The sequence below is a fragment of the Mediterranea sp. ET5 genome (genome assembly GCF_023337025.1).
Classification (GTDB): domain Bacteria; phylum Bacteroidota; class Bacteroidia; order Bacteroidales; family Bacteroidaceae; genus Phocaeicola_A.
Window position 1 is genome coordinate 68460 of the sequence record NZ_JAMBLN010000018.1, and the last position, 18400, is coordinate 86859.

Below are 18400 nucleotides of genomic sequence, written 5' to 3' on the forward strand. Positions count from 1 at the left end.
GAGACTGCAAACATGACGTCCGCAAGCCCGGAACGCGACGGACCGGGCAACCGGGAGACACACCGACGGACCGGGCGTGCGGAACGTATGCCATAAACCTCTACCGCTATGGGAAAGAAAGACAAGAAAGTAAAGAAAGAAAAGAAGGGCGGCAAACGGATGACCAAGAAGCAGCTTGTGGAAAAGCTCACCGACCTCATCCAGCTGAACGCCCCCGAGAGCGTCAGCCTCAAGCGCATCTATGCCGAACTGAAGCTCAACACCCACCCACTCAAGATGCTGTGCCTGGACATCCTGCAGGACATGCTCACCGACGACTTCATCTGCGAACCCGAGAAAGGGCGCTACAAACTCAAGAACCCCGACCAGATCGTGACGGGCACGTTCCAGCGCAAGAGCAACGGGAAGAACTCCCTCCTGCCCGAGGACGGCAGCACCCCCATCTTCGTGGCGGAACGCAACTCGGCGCACGCCATGAACAACGACAAGGTGCGCGTCGCCCTCTTTGCACGCCGCAAGAACCGCGAGCGCGAGGGCGAGGTCATCGAAATCCTCGAACGTGCCAACGACACCTTCGTCGGACGGCTGAAGGTCGACCGCCACTATGCCTTCCTGCTGACGGAAAGCCGGACGCTCGCCAACGACATCTTCATCCCCAAGGAACGGCTCAAGGGGGCGAAGGACGGCGACAAGGTGGTCGTCCGTGTCGCCGAATGGCCTGACGACGCGAAGAACCCCATCGGGCAGGTCATCGACGTGCTGGGGCGCGCGGGCGACAATACGACCGAGATGCACGCCATCCTCGCCGAGTACGGACTGCCCTACTCCTACCCCGAGAACGTGGAACACGCCGCCGAGCAAATCCCTGCCGAGATTTCGGCTGAGGACCTGGCGGAGCGCGAGGACTTCAGGGACGTGCTGACGTTCACCATCGACCCCAAGGACGCGAAGGACTTTGACGACGCGCTCTCCATCCGCCGTGTCAACGACGGGCTGTGGGAGGTGGGCGTGCACATCGCCGACGTGAGCCACTATGTGAAGGAAGGCAGCATCATCGACAAGGAGGCGTTCAAGCGCGCCACGTCAGTCTACCTCGTGGACCGCACCGTGCCGATGCTGCCCGAGCGGCTGTGCAACTTCATCTGCTCGCTGCGCCCCGACGAGGAGAAGCTGGCGTACTCCGTCATCTTCCGCATCGACGACAAGGGCAACGTCCGCGACTCGCACATCGCGCACACCGTAATCCGGAGCAACCGACGCTTCACCTACGAGGAGGTACAGGACATCCTGGAGGCACGTCAGGGCGAGTATGCCGCCGAGCTGATGCAGCTCAACACCTTCGCCAAGATACTGCGTGAACGGCGCATGGCAGCGGGCGCCATCAACTTCGACCGCATGGAGGTGCGCTTCGAGATAGACGAGGCGACGGGTCGTCCGCTGAGCGTCTACTTCAAGGTGCAGAAGGACGCGCACAAGCTCATCGAGGAGTTCATGCTCCTTGCCAACCGGACGGTTGCCGAGCGCATCGGCAAGGTGCGCGGGGGTGCCAAGCCGAAGGTGTTCCCCTACCGCATCCACGACCTGCCGGACCCGGAGAAACTGGAGGACCTGAAGAACTTCATCGTCAAGTTCGGCTACAAGCTGAAGACTGCCGGCTCCAAGACCGACGTGTCGCGCTCGCTCAACCACCTGCTGGACGAGATTCAGGGGAAGAAGGAGGAGAACCTCATCGAGACCGTCTCGCTGCGGGCGATGCAGAAGGCGCGCTACAGCACGTTCAACATCGGCCACTACGGACTGGCGTTCGACTACTACACGCACTTCACCTCGCCCATCCGCCGCTATCCCGACCTGATGGTACACCGACTGCTGACGCGCTACCTCGCCGGCGGACGCTCCGTGCAGCAGCAGAAGTATGAGGACAAGTGCGAACACTGCTCGGACATGGAGCAGGTGGCTGCCTCTGCCGAACGCGCGAGCATCAAGTACAAGCAGGTGGAGTTCATGAGCGAGCACATCGGCGAAGTGTACGACGGGACCATCAGCGGCATCACGGAGTGGGGCATCTATGTGGAAATCAACGAGAACAAGTGCGAGGGCATGGTGCCCATGCGCGACCTCGGGGAGGACTACTACGACTTCGACGAGAAGAACTACTGTCTCATCGGACGGAAACGCCACCAACGCTTCTCCCTGGGCGACCCGGTGCGCATCAAAGTGGCACGCGCGAACCTGGAGAAGAAACAATTGGACTTCACGATAGCCTGATTAATTGACAATGGACAATGGACAATTGACAATTGCCCTGCGGCATAGGGACGGTTCCACAAGGCAATAATTGTCAATTGTCCATTGTCAATTGTCAATTGAAAAGCGGTTGTGTCAATTTGTCAAAACGTCAAATGAATCGCCCGAGAAGGGGCTTCGTTGCACCAAAATACGAGTTGGTGACCACGGAGCGCCTTCTCGGGCGATTTGCGTTTTGCACATTGACGGGGTTTCCGTCGGTTTCCTTTCCTTCTGTCTCCTTTCTCCTCCCATCCGTTCCCTTCCGTCGGTCTTTTCACACGGACGGGCGCAATTTCACACATCGGGAATCGTGCCCCTTCGGGCTCTAAAAAATGGGGACAGATGGCTGTTTTCGTACGGACGAACGACCACGACGGTGCGGACACGTCCGTACGACGGTAGTCGTTCGTCCGTACGAAGCCAGTCACAGGTACTTTCGACCGTAAAAATGGGTGCGAAGGATGCTTTTTGTAAGTTAGAAAGCGTGTAATTGTGTAAAGTTACGTTATTTTCAGTCTGTTTAGACGGACATATCTTAAAAGATTTAACGCGCTATTTTCTGGAAGGGAAAAAATTGCAAAAGTACGCGTCAGCTGAAAACGCCAAAACGGGAAAATGTGATGCAAAAACCGGGAAAAAGGTGTCAATGTGATTTCTCCCACGGACGGGAGAAGCGGGAACATAATAAAAACGCGAGATGCCCGGAAGAACCTAAAACCGGCATCTCGCGCTAACTCTTCAATGGCACGCCTGCCATCTTTATAGAAAGATTAGGGGATTCTTTCAGTAGAGTTATTGGGGTTCAACAATCATTTATCATTACCTATTAGAAAAACTTCCAGTCGGTGTACGCCAGACTCATCTCGTCGAGCTGCCTGTTCTGCCAGAAGCCGACGTGCATCTGGTCTGCCCCGGGGTGCAGGCTGACGTCGCCTTCTCCGGTGACAAGTGCCCTGCCTTGCTCGGTGAGGAACTGATGTTCCCGACTCGACACGACCTCGGCACGGCCGCCGTCCACGCTCACTTCGACAGCTCCCGAGCCTCCTCCTCCGCGGATGTCCACACAGCCTTCGTAGGCGTAGACGTCCCCGCTCCCGGTGTAGATGCAGAGGGGCTTCGCGCCCTCACTCACCGCCACATGGGCGGTTCCCACCAGGTTGATGCAGCGGTTCGACTCGGAGTAGTTGCCCGGCACGGACAGATAGGCACCTCCTTCGAGGTAGACCCACGTCCCGTCGTTGAGGCGGACCTTGTAACATTTTCCTTCGGGGACGCACACGCGGGTGTACTGTCCCGTGGTCATGGCCTCCAGGCGGTCGCCCATGCGGCGCAGGAGTTCCTGACGGATGGTGCGGAAGTCATAGACATCGTGCACCGTTTGCGGACCGTCGAGCCCGTCCACGTAGAGCACGGCTTCGGTCAGCATCCCCGGCTCCATGCCCGGGACGACAAGCGGCTTCTGCAAGCCCAGCCATCCGGCCACGACACCGACGAACGCGGCGGCAGCGGCATAGTAGCCCCACCGGCGGTACTGTTTCCAGCCGGTGTTTGTCTGCCGACGGACGGTCCGTTGCAGCTCCTGCCACGAACGCCGACATGCCTCCCGGTTGCGGTCGCGGGCAGCGGACGCCCGGAGCTGTTCGGACAGCAAGGCGTCTGCGAGACGGCGCAGACGGTCGTTCTCCGCACAGAGCGCACGGAGTTCCCCGGCTTCAGCGTCGGACAACACCCCGGCAAGCTTTTTCAGCGCCAGGAGTCTGATTCGTTCTTGTCTCTCGTTTGGCATCGTTTCGAAGGTCGTTACATAGTAAAGACAATGTGGGTACCGTCCGGTGTAAGGGAAAATTGAAATTTTTTGCAAGATTCTTCGCGTCGGATGAACGAGGTTTCAATTTTAATACCTACCTTTGGCGCATCCAACAACTAATTTAAAACGCAGGCTATGGACAATGTAATCAACGTGAATGAAATCATCCGTCGGATTAAAGAACTGAAAACATTCAAGACTGACCGCCAGGTGGCAGACTTCCTCGGCGTGTCGAAAGCAACGGTGTCGAACTGGATGGCGCGCAACAGCATCGATTTCCCCCTGCTCATCAACAAGCTCGACGGCGTGGACCTGACGTGGCTGCTCACGGGCCGCGGCACCCCCGAACACCGCGACAACCCGTGCCACGACCCCCTTGCCGAGGGCGAAGTCCAGATGCTCCGCACGCCGCGTGTGCCCGAGGCGCTGAACGACCGCAGCGTGACGCTCTACGACGTGACGGCTGCCGCCAACCTGAAGACACTCTTCACCAACAAGCACCAGTTCGCGCTGGGGGAGATTGTCATCCCCAACATCCCGTCGTGCGACGGGGCGGTCTACGTCAGCGGCGACAGCATGTACCCCTTGCTGAAGTCTGGCGACATAGTGGGCTACAAGGAGATACACAGCTTCAGCAACATCATCTTCGGCGAGATGTATCTCGTGGCTTTTGACCTCGACGGCGACGAGTACCTGACCGTAAAATATGTCAACCAATCGGAGCAACCGGAGTCCATCCGTCTGGTGAGCTACAACCCCCACCATGCCCCCCAGGACATTCCCCTGCGCACCATCAATGCCATGGCCATCGTGAAGTTCTCCATCCGCCGGAACATGATGGTCTGAGACTCTTTACGATGTTTAAATATAACTAACAAACGCTATCGATTTACTGGCTTTGTCGTATCTTTGCGCGCCGAAAGCGCAATGCTCTGATTATCCAACAAAATACAAGATATGATACAAAAGGTCTTAGTCGCCAATCGAGGCGAGATTGCCGTGCGTATTATGCGTTCGTGCAGGGAAATGGGCATCCGGACGGTTGCCGTATTCTCCGAAGCCGACCGGGCAGCACGCCACGTGATGTATGCTGACGAAGCATGTTGCATCGGTCCGGCGGCATCCCAGGAAAGCTATTTGAACATCGACAACATCATCCGCGCCGCCAAGGAGCACAAGGCGGACGCCATCCATCCCGGGTACGGCTTCCTGTCCGAGAATGCCGAGTTCGCCCGCCGCTGCCGGCAGGAAGGCATCATCTTCGTAGGACCCGCTCCGGAGACGATGGAAGCCATGGGCGACAAAATCTCTGCCCGTAAACGTATGATTGCTGCCGGAGTGCCGGTAGTCCCGGGGACGGAAAAGCCCCTGCAGAGTGCCGAGGAAGCCTTGCGTGTGAGCAAGGAAATCGGGTTCCCGGTGATGCTGAAGGCATCAATGGGCGGCGGTGGAAAGGGCATGCGGCTCATCCACAGCGAAGACGAGGTCGTGGAGGCGTACAACACGGCACGCTCGGAGTCGATGTCCTCGTTCGGCGACGACACGGTCTATATCGAGAAGTTCGTCGAGGAACCTCACCACATCGAGTTCCAAATACTGGGCGACAACCACGGCAACGTCATCCACCTCTTCGACCGCGAATGCTCCGTGCAGCGCCGCAACCAGAAGATTGTCGAGGAGAGCCCCTCTCCCTTCCTCACCCCCGAACTGCGCCGCGAGATGGGCGAGAAGGCAGTTGCAGCCGCACGCGCCGTCAACTACTCGGGAGCAGGTACCATCGAGTTTCTCGTCGATAAGCACCGCCACTTCTACTTCCTGGAGATGAACACCCGCCTCCAGGTGGAACACCCCATCACCGAGGAGGTCGTCGGCGTGGACCTGGTGAAGGAACAGCTGCGCGTGGCAAACGACGAGGTGCTCCACCTTCGCCAGGAAGACCTCTTCCAGCGCGGGCACGCCATCGAGTGCCGCATCTGCGCCGAGGACACCGAGAACAACTTCATGCCTTCACCGGGCATCATCCAGCAGCTCACGGAGCCGAACGGCATCGGGGTCCGTATCGACAGCTATGTCTACCAGGGCTACGAGATACCTATATATTATGACCCGATGATCGGCAAGCTGATCGTATGGGCGACGACCCGGCAGTTTGCCATCGAGCGGATGCGCCGCGTCCTCTATGAGTACAAGATAACCGGACTGAAGAACAACCTCAGCTACCTGCGGCGCATCATGTTCACCCCCGACTTCGTCAAGGGCGAATACAACACCCTCTTCATCGAGAAGAACGCCAAGATGCTCCAGCGCTCCAACGGGCACAACGAGGAAATCGAGAACGTCGCCATGATGGCGTCGTACATCGACTACCTGATGAACCTTGAGGAGAATTCCCCCGCCGGCACCGAGGGCGACAATCGCCCCATCAGCCGCTGGAAGCAGTTCGGACTGCAAAAGGGCGTACTGCGCATCTGACAACGGAAACGGGAGGCTCCTCCCCCCTCATTCATAACCAAAACACAGACTGATATGGAAATACATATAGGCGACCGCGTCGCTGACGTGACGCTGGTCAGCAAAGACGGCAACAAGGTGCAGTTCCTCATCGACGGGGAACCCTACGATGTGGACATCGTGATGGCAGAGAACGGGAGTTGCTCCATCCTGCACAACGGCAACTCCTACAACGCTGAACTCATCCGCAGCGAAAACGGCAAGAACTACACCGTCAACATGTTCTACCGCTCCTACAACGTCGACATCGTGGACACACAGGCGAAGTACCTGCGCATGCGCAAGGGCGGCGAAGAGAAGCAGGACGACAAAATCATTGCCCCCATGCCGGGCAAGGTCGTGAAGATTCCCGTGAAGCCGGGCGACAAGCTCAGCGCGGGCGACATCGTCATCGTCCTCGAAGCCATGAAGATGCAGAGCAACTACAAGGTGAACTCCGACTGCACCGTACGCGAAGTGCTCGTCAGCGAGGGCGACTCGGTGAACAGCAACCAGGTGCTGCTGACACTGAGCCTCTGACTCCCCACCGACGCACGTTCCACCACTCACAAACGAACAAACAGACCAAAACATGACAAGAGAAGAAATCTACCATACATTTGAGGAGCTTGACAAGCAGGCTTCCATGGGCGGCGGCATCGACCGCATCGAGAAACAGCACGCCTCCGGGCGCATGACGGCACGCGAGCGCATCGACATGCTGCTCGACAAGGGCACGTTCAACGAGCTGGACAAGTTCGTCATCCATCAGTGTACCAACCTGGGCATGGACAAGAGCCATCTGGCAGGCGACGGCGTGGTGTGCGGCTACGGCAAGATAGACGGCCGCCTGGTGTTCGTCTACGCCTTCGACTTCACCGTCTACGGCGGCACGCTGAGCCACACCAATGCTGCCAAAATCGTCAAGGTGCAGAAGCTCGCCCTGCAGAACGGCGCTCCCATCATCGCGCTCAACGACTCGGGCGGTGCCCGTATCCAGGAGGGCATCAGCTCACTCGCCGGCTTCGGCTCCATCTTCTACCAGAACACCATCGCCTCGGGTGTCATCCCCCAGCTGTCAGCCATCCTTGGTCCCTGTGCCGGCGGCGCATGCTACTCGCCCGCACTGACCGACTTCATCTTCATGGTGAAGGAGAAGAGCCACATGTTCATCACCGGTCCTGACGTGGTGAAGGCGGTGACCCACGAAGAGGTGGACAAGGAGGAGCTTGGCGGTGCCGACACTCACAGCAGCCGCAGCGGCGTGACCCACTTCCTGTGCAACACCGAGGAGGAGACGCTCATGAGCATCCGCGAGCTGCTCAGCTTCCTTCCGTCGAACAACATGGAGGAGGCCCCCCTGCGTCCGTGCACCGATGACCCTCACCGCGAAGACGAAAGCCTGCAGACGGTCGTACCCGAAGACCCGAACATGCCCTACGACATCAAGGACATCATCGAGCCGGTGGTCGACGACCAGTACTTCTTCGAAGTGATGCCCCACTTTGCCAAGAACATCGTCGTGGGCTTTGCCCGCCTGGGCGGCCGCACCGTGGGCATCGTTGCCAACCAGCCCGCGTTCCTTGCCGGCGTACTTGACATCGACGCCTCCGACAAGGCAGCCCGCTTCATCCGCTTCTGCGACTGCTTCAACATCCCCCTCGTGACGTTCGAGGACGTCCCGGGCTTCCTCCCGGGCTGTGAGCAGGAGCACAACGGCATCATCCGCCACGGCGCAAAGATTGTCTACGCTTATGCCGAGGCCACCGTACCGAAGGTAACGCTCATCACCCGCAAGTCCTACGGCGGTGCCTACATTGTCATGTCGAGCAAGACCATCGGCGGAGACATCAACCTGGCTTATCCCACCGCCGAGATTGCCGTGATGGGAGCCGAGGGAGCCGTGAACATCCTCAAGCGCAAGGCAAGCGACGAGGAGAAGGCCGCCGCTATCGAGGAGTATAAGGACTACTTCTCCAACCCCTACCGCGCTGCCGAACAAGGTCTCATCGACGAGATTATCCTTCCGCGACAGACCCGCTCGAAACTCATCCAGGCACTGGAGATGGCGCAGAACAAGAGCCTGCACAATCCTCCCAAGAAACACGGCAACATGCCGCTCTAAGGCAGACGGACTTCCGTCACCCCTGTCAAGGCACGCCGCCACAGCATCCCGCACGGTTTACTTCCGTGTGCACCGCGCTGTGGGGGCGTGCCTTTGCGTTTCTCCGACACTGTCTGCCACCCCCTTCCGCCCCGCCCGGACATCCCTGTCGACATTCCGTCACTACATTATAGAAATATTTCCTTAATCCTTTGTGCTATCCATCTATTTCTCTTAACTTTGCGGAATGATTGAAACCAGCAAATCTCAATTCTAACAATTAAATAATTTAATTCATTTATTTATGTGGTTAAGTAATTCATCTATTGGAAGGAAAGTGGTGATGAGCGTTACCGGTCTCGCCCTTGTCCTGTTTCTAACATTTCACATGTCGATGAACCTTGTGGCACTCTTCTCCGAGGAGGCTTACAACATGGTATGTGAATTCCTGGGTGCTAACTGGTACGCACTGGCTGCGTCGGTCGCACTGGCTGCCCTCTTCGTGATTCACATCATCTATGCGTTCTGGCTGACGATGTTGAACAGAAAAGCGCGTGGTAACGAACGTTACGCCGTGACCCAAAAACCCAAAACTGTAGAATGGGCATCGCAGAACATGCTCGTGCTGGGTCTCGTGGTGGTGCTCGGTCTGCTCCTCCACTTGGCGAACTTCTGGTACAAAATGCAGTTTGCCGAAATTATCGGCGACCATTTCCTGGGCGAATTCGGTCCGACGGACGGTGCGGCATACATTGCCTATACGTTCGCTTCACCGGTGTACGTCATCATCTACCTGGTATGGTTGCTGGCTTTGTGGTTCCACCTGACGCACGGTTTCTGGAGCGCACTCCAGACACTCGGCTGGAGCAACAAGATCTGGTTCGAGCGTTGGAAGACTATCGGTAACGTGTACTCCACCCTCGTGGTTCTCGGTTTTGCCGTAGTGGTTGTGGTTTACTTCTTCAAATCACTCTGCTGCTAATACATTATTACAAACCTTTTAAATAGAACGAATATTATGGCTACTATAGATTCAAAAATACCCGAAGGCCCGATCGCCGAAAAGTGGACCAACTATAAAGCTCACCAGAAACTGGTCAATCCCGCCAACAAGCGCCGCCTCGACATCATCGTTGTCGGTACCGGTCTTGCCGGTGCATCCGCCGCAGCCTCACTCGGTGAGATGGGCTTCAAGGTGTTCAACTTCTGCATCCAGGACTCTCCGCGCCGTGCACACTCCATCGCCGCTCAGGGCGGTATCAACGCTGCCAAGAACTACCAGAACGACGGCGACTCCATCTACCGTCTGTTCTACGATACGGTGAAAGGTGGTGACTACCGTGCCCGTGAAGCGAACGTGTACCGTCTGGCAGAGGTTTCCAACAACATTATCGACCAATGCGTGGCACAAGGTGTCCCCTTCGCCCGCGAATACGGAGGCACACTCGCCAACCGCTCCTTCGGTGGCGCACAGGTGTCACGTACCTTCTATGCCAAAGGACAAACCGGCCAGCAGCTTCTCCTCGGTGCCTACTCGGCATTGAGCCGTCAGGTGAATGCAGGCACGGTGAAACTCTATACCCGCTACGAGATGCAGGACATCGTCATCATCGACGGCCGTGCCCGTGGCATCATTGCCAAGAACCTCGTGACCGGCAAGCTGGAGCGCTTTGCCGCACATGCCGTAGTCATCGCTACCGGCGGTTATGGCAACACCTATTTCCTCTCAACCAATGCCATGGCATGTAACTGCTCCGCCGCCATGGCGTGCTACCGCAAAGGTGCCTACTTTGCAAACCCTGCCTACGTGCAGATTCACCCGACTTGTATCCCCGTACACGGCGACAAGCAGTCGAAGCTGACGCTGATGTCCGAGTCGCTCCGTAACGACGGACGTATCTGGGTACCGAAGAAGCTCGAAGATGCCAAGGCTCTGCAGGCAGGCACGAAGAAGGGCAGCGACATCCCCGAAGAAGACCGTGACTACTACCTGGAACGCCGTTATCCGGCATTCGGTAACCTCGTTCCGCGCGACGTGGCTTCCCGCGCAGCCAAGGAGCGTTGTGACGCCGGCTTCGGTGTGAACAACACCGGTCTCGCCGTGTTCCTCGACTTCTCCGAGAGTATCGAACGCCTGGGCATCGACGTTGTCCGTCAGCGCTACGGCAACCTCTTCGACATGTACGAGGAGATCACCGACGTGAACCCCGGCAAACTTGCCAATGAAATCAACGGCGTGAAGTATTACAACCCGATGATGATTTACCCCGCCATCCACTACACCATGGGCGGCATCTGGGTGGACTACGAACTCCAGACCTCCATCAAGGGCCTGTTCGCCATTGGCGAGTGCAACTTCTCCGACCACGGAGCCAACCGTCTGGGTGCTTCCGCACTGATGCAGGGTCTTGCCGACGGATACTTCGTGCTGCCGTACACCATCCAGAACTACTTGGCAGACCAGATTACCGTCCCCCGCTTCTCGACCGACCTGCCTGAGTTCGATGCAGCCGAGAAAGCCGTACAGGCTAAGATCGACCATCTCATGAACATCAAGGGCAAGAAGTCCGTTGACTCCATCCACAAGGAGTTGGGTCGTGTCATGTGGGAGTACGTAGGTATGGGACGTACCGCCGAAGGCTTGAAGACCGGACTGGAGAAGCTCAAGGACATCCGCAAGGAGTTCGAGACTGAACTGTTCATCCCCGGCTCGAAGGAAGGCATGAACGTGGAACTCGACAAGGCCATCCGCCTGAACGACTTTATCACCATGGGCGAACTGATAGCCTACGATGCACTGAACCGCAACGAGAGCTGCGGCGGACACTTCCGCGAAGAATACCAGACGGAGGAAGGCGAAGCCAAACGTGACGACGAGAACTTCTTCTACGTTGCCTGCTGGGAATACCAAGGCTCTGACGACAAGGCTCCCGTACTCTACAAAGAGCCGCTGGTTTACGAAGCCATCAAGGTGCAGACACGTAACTACAAGAGCTAATAGGGTTAAACATTAAAAGACAGAAACAAATGGACAAAAACATATCATTCACGCTGAAGATTTGGCGTCAGAACGGACCTAAGGACAAAGGTCATTTCGATACATTCCAGATGAAGGACATCCCCGGCGATACCTCCTTCCTGGAAATGCTGGACATCCTGAACGAACAGCTCATTAGCGACGGCAAGGAGCCGATCGTATTCGACCACGACTGCCGCGAAGGCATCTGCGGCATGTGCTCGCTCTACATCAACGGACATCCGCACGGACCCGCTACCGGAGCTACCACCTGCCAGATTTACATGCGTCGCTTCAACGACGGAGACACCATTACCGTGGAGCCTTGGCGTTCGGCCGGATTCCCCGTCATCAAGGACCTGATGGTCGACCGCTCCGCCTACGACAAGATCATGCAAGCAGGAGGATACGTCAGCGTCAGAACCGGAGCACCGCAGGATGCCAACGCCATCCTCATCCCCAAGCAGAACGCTGACGAAGCCATGGACGCCGCATCCTGCATCGGCTGCGGAGCCTGTGTGGCTGCCTGCAAGAACGGCTCTGCCATGCTGTTCGTCTCGGCAAAGGTCAGCCAGCTCGCCTTGCTTCCGCAGGGACGTCCCGAGGCTGCACGTCGTGCCAAGGCAATGCTTGCCAAGATGGACGAGCTGGGCTTCGGTAACTGTACGAACACACGCGCCTGCGAGGCTGAATGCCCGAAGTGCGTTTCCATCAGCAACATCGCCCGTCTGAACCGCGAGTTCATCAAGGCGAAGCTGAAAGACTAAGCACATACAACTTTTATTTAAGACACTCATATTTGGTGGGGAGGACTTGTCGGGAGACTAGTCCTCCCCTTTTTTATGCCCGTCAGTCTGTCATCGGAAACTCCCCTTTCACGGACATTCGTCATAAAGTGTCTAAACAAACCTTCCACCGGGCACCCTGTCACCCAAAATATATTATCTTTGCCCATTGACTTAAGAACGAAGAAGATGCATCCACTAGAGAAATTCAGGTATTGCCCCGAGTGCGGGTCACCCCACTTCGAGGTGCGCAATACCAAAGCCAAGCAATGTGCCGACTGCGGATTTACCTACTACTTCAATCCCAGCGCAGCCACGGTCGCCTTCATCCTCAACCCCGAAGGGAAACTGCTCGTCTGCCGACGGGCGAAGGACCCTGCCAAAGGAACACTCGACCTCCCCGGGGGATTCATCGACATGTACGAGACCGGAGAGGAAGGTGTCGCACGGGAGGTACGCGAAGAGACGGGGCTCACCGTCGAACGTGCCGAGTACTGCTTCTCCATCCCCAACCTCTATGAATACTCCGGATTCATGGTTCACACCCTCGACCTCTTCTTCCGCTGCACCGTTGCGGACAGCTCGCAACTGCACCCCGAGGACGACGTGGCGGACTGCTTCTGGATGCCGCTTGACGAGCTTCGCATCACTGACTTCGGACTGATGTCCATCCGCAAAGGCGTCAAACGTCTGCTGGACATGCAGCGGGAGTGAAGCCCCCGCACACCCACCCACTGATTCACCAAAACAAACCCCAAATAGTATGAAACTGAGACAAACCTTGCTACTCACCTTGCTCGGAGCACTCCCCGCCGCGGGGATGGCACAGCGACATGTGCCCGTCACTGCGCCCGGACGACTCTTCGAGGAAGGCAGACAGCTGTTTATCCAAAAGGACTACGCTGCCGCCCTGCGTGCACTGAAAGACTTCGTCAAGACCGACGGACAGACGTTCCTGCAACGGAGCGAGGCGGACTACATGATTGCCTGCACCGCCTACGAACTGAAACAGAAGGACTGCATACGGACCCTGGAGACCTACCTCGCCACCCATCCCGACTCGCCCTATAAGAACCGCGTCAATGCCCTTATCGCCAACGCGCTCTTCTATGAGAAGGACTACGAGCACGCCATACGCCGCTTCGAAGGCTGCGAGCTCGACCGGCTCGGCGACGAGGAACGCGACGAGATGACCCTCCACCTCGCCATCGCACACATCGAGACGAGAGACCTCGACGAGGCTTATGCCCTGCTCAGCGTCGTACAGGCCTGCACGCCCAAGTACCAGAGCGACGTCGACTTCTACCGCGCCTACATCGACTATGCCAAGGGACGCTACGCCGACGCCCTCCCCGTGTTCCAACGCCTGGAGGACGACCGCAAGTATGCCGGCGAGGCACCCTACTACGTCGCCGACATCTACCTCCGACAGGGACAGTACACCCAGGCGGAACAAGTGGCGGGACGCTACGTCAGCGTCCGTCCGGACGGCAACCACGGGAACGAGATGCAGCGCATCCTCGGTGGAGCGTACTACGGACAGGGACGCTATGACGACGCCCTCCGTGCCCTGGAGACCTACGTCCGCAACACCGATAACCCCGAACGCAACGCGCTCTACCAGCTCGGTCTGTGCCACTACCGCAACGGAGCCTGGCAACGGGCGTGCGACAACCTCGGACGCGCCACCGTCATCAAGGACGCGCTCGCGCAGAACGCCTACCTCCACATGGGACTCGCCTTCCTCCAGCTTCAGGACAAACGGCAGGCACAGCTCGCATTCGAGCAGGCATCGCTCATGAACTACGACCCGAAGGTGAAGGAAGAGGCGCTCTACAACTACGCACTCTGCATCCACGAGACCTCCTACTCGCCCTTCGCAGAGTCCGTCACCGTCTTCGAACGGTTCCTCAACGAGTTCCCCCACTCGACCTACAGCGAGCAGGTGAACGACTACCTCGTCGAGGTCTACATGAACACCCGCAGCTACGACGCCGCCCTGCGCTCTATCGAGAAGCTCAGCCAGCCGGGCGCACGCATCCTCGAAGCCAAGCAGAAAATCCTCTTCCGCCTTGGCGTACAGTCGTTCGTCAACGCCGACTTCAGCGGAGCCACCGCCTACTTCGACCGCTCGCTCCAACTGGGCGGATACAACCTGGGCACCCGCGCCGACGCACACTACTGGCGCGGCGAATCCGCCTACCGCCTGGGCAACTACGCACAGGCAGCATCGGACTTCACCGCCTACCTTGCCCAAACCGACGCACGCACCAACCCCGGCACCTACAGCCTCGCCCTCTACAACCTGGGCTACGCCTACTTCAAGCAGCACGACTACCGCCGCGCCGCCACCTGGTTCGGACGCTTCACCTCGGCGGACAATAGCCGCACGGAGCGTCCGGTGCTCGCCGACGGCTACAACCGGCTGGGCGACTGCCGCTTCTATGACCGTCGCTTTGCCGAGGCACAGTCCTGCTACGCCCGGGCTGCAGCCACCGACGCCTCGTCCGCCGACTACGCCCTCTACCAGCAGGCGTTCGTCCGCGGACTCCAGAAGGACTATGCAGGCAAGGTCGCCGACCTCGACAAGCTCCTCGCCTCGCACCCCGACTCTCCTTACGCCGACGACGCCCTCTATGAGCGCGGACGCGCCTATGTGCAACTGCAGAACAACCGCGCCGCCATCGCCTCGTTCACCGAGCTGGTAAGCAAGTATCCCGAAAGCTCCATCGCCCGCAAGGGTGCCGGCGAAATCGGACTCCTCTACTACCAGGACGACAAGTACCCGGAAGCCATCGTCGCCTACAAGAAGGTCATCGCCGCCTATCCCGGCAGCGAAGAGGCACGCCAGGCACAGCGCGACCTGCGCTCCATCTACACCGACCTCAACCAGGTCGATGCCTACACGCAGTACGCCTCCACCATCCGGGGCGGCATCCCTGTGGCAGCCGGCGAGCGTGACTCGCTGACGTACGTCGCCGCCGAGAAGGTCTACGTCCGCGGAGACCAGGCACAGGCGAAGACCAGCTTTACCCGCTACCTCCAGCAGTTCCCCCAAGGCGCCTTCGCACTGAACGCCCACTACTACCTGGGACTGATGGCATACAACGCCAAGGACTACACCACCGCACGCACCCACCTCGACCGCGTCATCGAGTACCCGAACAACGAATACTCCGAAGAGGCGATGATCATGAACGCCGAAATGGCATTCAACGCCAAGGACTACGCCCGCGCCCTCACACTCTACAAGCTCCTCAAGGACAAGACCGCTGCCGCCGAACGCCGACGCCTCGCACAGACGGGCATCCTGCGCTGCGCCTACCTGACGGGCGACCGGGAGGAAGTGACCCTTGCCGCTGCCGACCTGCTCGCCGACAGCAAGCTCTCGCCCGAGCTCGCCAATGAGGCACGCTACTACCGCGCCAAGACGCTGCTCGCCACCGAGCCTGCCAAGGCTGCCGACGACCTGCGCATCCTGAGCCGCGACACCCGCAACGCCTACGGAGCCGAGGCGAAGTACCGCCTGGCACAACTCTACTTCGACGCCGGGCAGACCGACGCCGCCGAGAAGGAGCTGCTCGAATACATCGACGCCAGCACGCCCCACGCCTACTGGCTCGCCCGCAGCTTCGTCCTCCTCTCCGACGTCTACGCCAAGCTGGGCCGTACGCTGGAGGCACGCCAGTACCTGCTCTCGCTCCGGCAGAACTACCAGGCGGACGACGACATCGCGCCGATGATTGAATCGAGATTAGAGAAACTCAACTGACAACTCCCCGAACACTATGAAACAAGAACTGACCCACATAGCCCTCTTCTCGGCGGCGATGCTCGCCTTCACCACCCAGACGAGGGCACAGACACAACCCAAGGACTCCACGCTCAACCGCACCGTGGTCGTGGAGAACGAGTACAACCCGCAGCTCATGGATGCGGACAAAATCAACCTCCTGCCCGCCGTGGAAGAGCCGAAGGCGACGAAGAAGGACATCGAGTATGCGCGGACGACACAGCCCTTCGCCCGCTTCCAGTACCGCCCCATGCCCTCCTATGCCGCCAAGCCCCTCCAACCCGACAGCCCGCGCAGCTACCTCAACCTGGGCTACGGCAACAACGGCAATGTGACCGGGGAGCTGAACTACCTCTTCCGCCTCTCGGCAGCTGACCACCTGAACGTGAACGCCGCCTTCGACGGGTTCAACTTCCGTCCGGACAACGACGACACCGACTACCGGGGCTGGAAGTCGCGCTTCTACCAGTCGCGCATCGCCGCCGACTATGCCCACCGCTTCCGCAGCACCGAGCTGGGTGCACAGGCGGTCTGGGGCACACAGACGTTCGACTACCTCGACTACTACGACACGAACAAGCAACGCAACGCGCTCGGCCGCTTCCAGCTGCACGTCCGCTCGACCCGTCCGGGCGACGCCTGGCAATATGCCCTCACAGCAGGCGTGCACCACTTCGGCCGCGGCTACCTCTACGGCGCCGACGAGAGCAACTCGGAGACGAACCTCTACGCCCGCGGCGGACTGTCCTATGCCCCCGACGAACGGAACCGCATGGGGCTGGACTTCGGCGTCAGCCAAGCCACCTACTCGCTCGACGGGATGGAGAGCAACGGACTGGTCAGCCTGACCCCCTTCTACCGGCTGACCACCGACGCCATGCGCCTGCGCCTGGGCATCCGCGTCGACCTCTCGACGGGTCATGACAGCGGCTTCGCCATCGCCCCGGACGTAACCGCCGAGTTCCCCTTTGCCGACCGCTACGTCTTCTACGCCAGCGCCACCGGCGGCACGCTCCTGACCGACTACTTCCGCTTCAACAGCCTGACGCCCTACTGGGGCGGCTACCGCCCCGACGAACGGCTGGACAACACCCACGTACAGCTCGACGCCGTGGCAGGCTTCAAGGCAGACCTGGGCAGCGGCGCATGGCTGAACTTCTACGGCGGTTTCGAGATGCGGAAGAACGAACTGGGCTTCTTCCCCTACGTCGACGGCGACGCGACCCCGCTGTCCCACTCCTTCGTCCAGGGCAAGGGAAACAACGTGAAAGTGGGCATCGAGGGCTCGTATGCCTACAAGGACCTACTCGACGTGTCGCTCGACGTGAACTACCGCAAGTGGTCGACCGACGACGGGATGGACGTGCTGCTCTATGACAAGCCTGCGCTGAGCCTGCGCGCCGATGTGGGCATCAAGCCGATTCCGCGCTTGGGCATCCACGTCGGCTATGAGCACCGGACGTTCAGCAAGGGCGACCGCGACGCCGTGTCCGACCTCTATGCACGCGCCGACTACCGCTGCTTCGACTTCCTCTCGCTATGGGTGAAAGGGGCGAACCTGACGAACGCACAGTACCAATACGACCTCGGCTACCCGGCACAGGGCATCCATTTCCTCGTCGGCACGTCGTTCCGGTTCTGAACAATTGACAATTGATAATTGACAATGGACAATGGCTGTTCAGCATGTCCCTGCTGACAATTTGTCAATTTGTCAAATGAATCGCCCGAGAAGGGGCTTCCTTGCACCAGAATACGAGTTGGTGACTACGGAGGGCCTTCTCGGGCGATTTGCGTTTTTCACACTAACGGTATTTTTGTCCGTTTCCTTTCCTTCTGTTTAGCTATTCCTTTCCTTCATTTCCTTTCGTCGGTCTTTTCACACGGACGGACGCAATTTCACACATCGGGAATCATGCCCCTTTGGTCTCTAAAAAATGGGGACAGGTGGCTGTTTTCGTACGGACGAACGACCACGACGGTGCGGACACGTCCGTACGACGGTAGTCGTTCGTCCGTACGAAGCCAATCACCGGTGCTTTCGACCGTGGAGATGGGTGCGAAGGATGCTTTTTATGCGTTAGAAAAGGTATATACACGTGAATATATGTTTATT

At 58.7% G+C, this 18400-nt stretch carries 12 protein-coding genes; 11 read left to right on the plus strand and 1 reads right to left on the minus strand.

All coding sequences use genetic code 11. From position 1 onward, the window contains the following. Positions 1-108 precede the first annotated feature (108 nt). On the plus strand, positions 109-2268 hold the full coding sequence (gene rnr, locus M3087_RS11215; protein ID WP_249095766.1) for a ribonuclease R: 2160 nt from the start codon (positions 109-111) through the stop codon (positions 2266-2268). 847 nt (positions 2269-3115) lie between these two features. Here rnr and M3087_RS11220 read toward each other — a convergent pair. Then, positions 3116-4075 carry a hypothetical protein gene (locus M3087_RS11220; RefSeq protein WP_249095767.1) on the minus strand — a complete coding sequence of 320 codons (960 nt, stop codon included), beginning with the start codon at positions 4073-4075 and terminating at the stop codon, positions 3116-3118. A gap of 156 nt (positions 4076-4231) precedes the next feature. Between M3087_RS11220 and M3087_RS11225 the strand changes: the two genes are divergently transcribed. From M3087_RS11225 to M3087_RS11270, 10 genes are all read left to right on the plus strand, one after another. After that, positions 4232-4942 carry a helix-turn-helix domain-containing protein gene (locus M3087_RS11225; RefSeq protein WP_022385924.1) on the plus strand — a complete coding sequence of 237 codons (711 nt, stop codon included), beginning with the start codon at positions 4232-4234 and terminating at the stop codon, positions 4940-4942. A 111-nt stretch (positions 4943-5053) separates the two neighbouring features. Next, positions 5054-6568 (plus strand): acetyl-CoA carboxylase biotin carboxylase subunit, encoded by a 1515-nt coding sequence (accC, locus tag M3087_RS11230; protein ID WP_106483987.1) that lies wholly within the window; start codon positions 5054-5056, stop codon positions 6566-6568. Positions 6569-6622: 54 nt separating this feature from the next. Then, on the plus strand, positions 6623-7126 hold the full coding sequence (locus tag M3087_RS11235) for an acetyl-CoA carboxylase biotin carboxyl carrier protein subunit (protein ID WP_022385926.1): 504 nt from the start codon (positions 6623-6625) through the stop codon (positions 7124-7126). A 52-nt stretch (positions 7127-7178) separates the two neighbouring features. Continuing rightward, a complete protein-coding gene (locus tag M3087_RS11240; protein WP_106483985.1) occupies positions 7179-8711 on the plus strand; it encodes an acyl-CoA carboxylase subunit beta in 1533 nt (510 codons plus the stop codon). A gap of 283 nt (positions 8712-8994) precedes the next feature. Beyond that, on the plus strand, positions 8995-9672 hold the full coding sequence (locus M3087_RS11245) for a cytochrome B subunit (RefSeq protein ID WP_022385928.1): 678 nt from the start codon (positions 8995-8997) through the stop codon (positions 9670-9672). A gap of 36 nt (positions 9673-9708) precedes the next feature. Then, positions 9709-11688, plus strand: a complete 1980-nt coding sequence (locus M3087_RS11250) for a fumarate reductase/succinate dehydrogenase flavoprotein subunit (protein ID WP_106483984.1) — start codon at positions 9709-9711, stop codon at positions 11686-11688. 29 nt (positions 11689-11717) lie between these two features. Continuing rightward, positions 11718-12473 carry a succinate dehydrogenase/fumarate reductase iron-sulfur subunit gene (locus M3087_RS11255; protein ID WP_022385930.1) on the plus strand — a complete coding sequence of 252 codons (756 nt, stop codon included), beginning with the start codon at positions 11718-11720 and terminating at the stop codon, positions 12471-12473. A gap of 207 nt (positions 12474-12680) precedes the next feature. Further along, complete coding sequence (locus tag M3087_RS11260; RefSeq protein WP_106483983.1) at positions 12681-13205, plus strand: NUDIX domain-containing protein; 525 nt, start codon at positions 12681-12683, stop codon at positions 13203-13205. A gap of 49 nt (positions 13206-13254) precedes the next feature. Next, positions 13255-16263, plus strand: coding sequence for a tetratricopeptide repeat protein (locus M3087_RS11265; protein ID WP_249095769.1), 3009 nt, complete (start codon positions 13255-13257; stop codon positions 16261-16263). Positions 16264-16279: 16 nt separating this feature from the next. After that, on the plus strand, positions 16280-17926 hold the full coding sequence (locus tag M3087_RS11270; RefSeq protein WP_249095771.1) for a hypothetical protein: 1647 nt from the start codon (positions 16280-16282) through the stop codon (positions 17924-17926). The last annotated feature ends 474 nt before the right edge of the window (positions 17927-18400 follow it).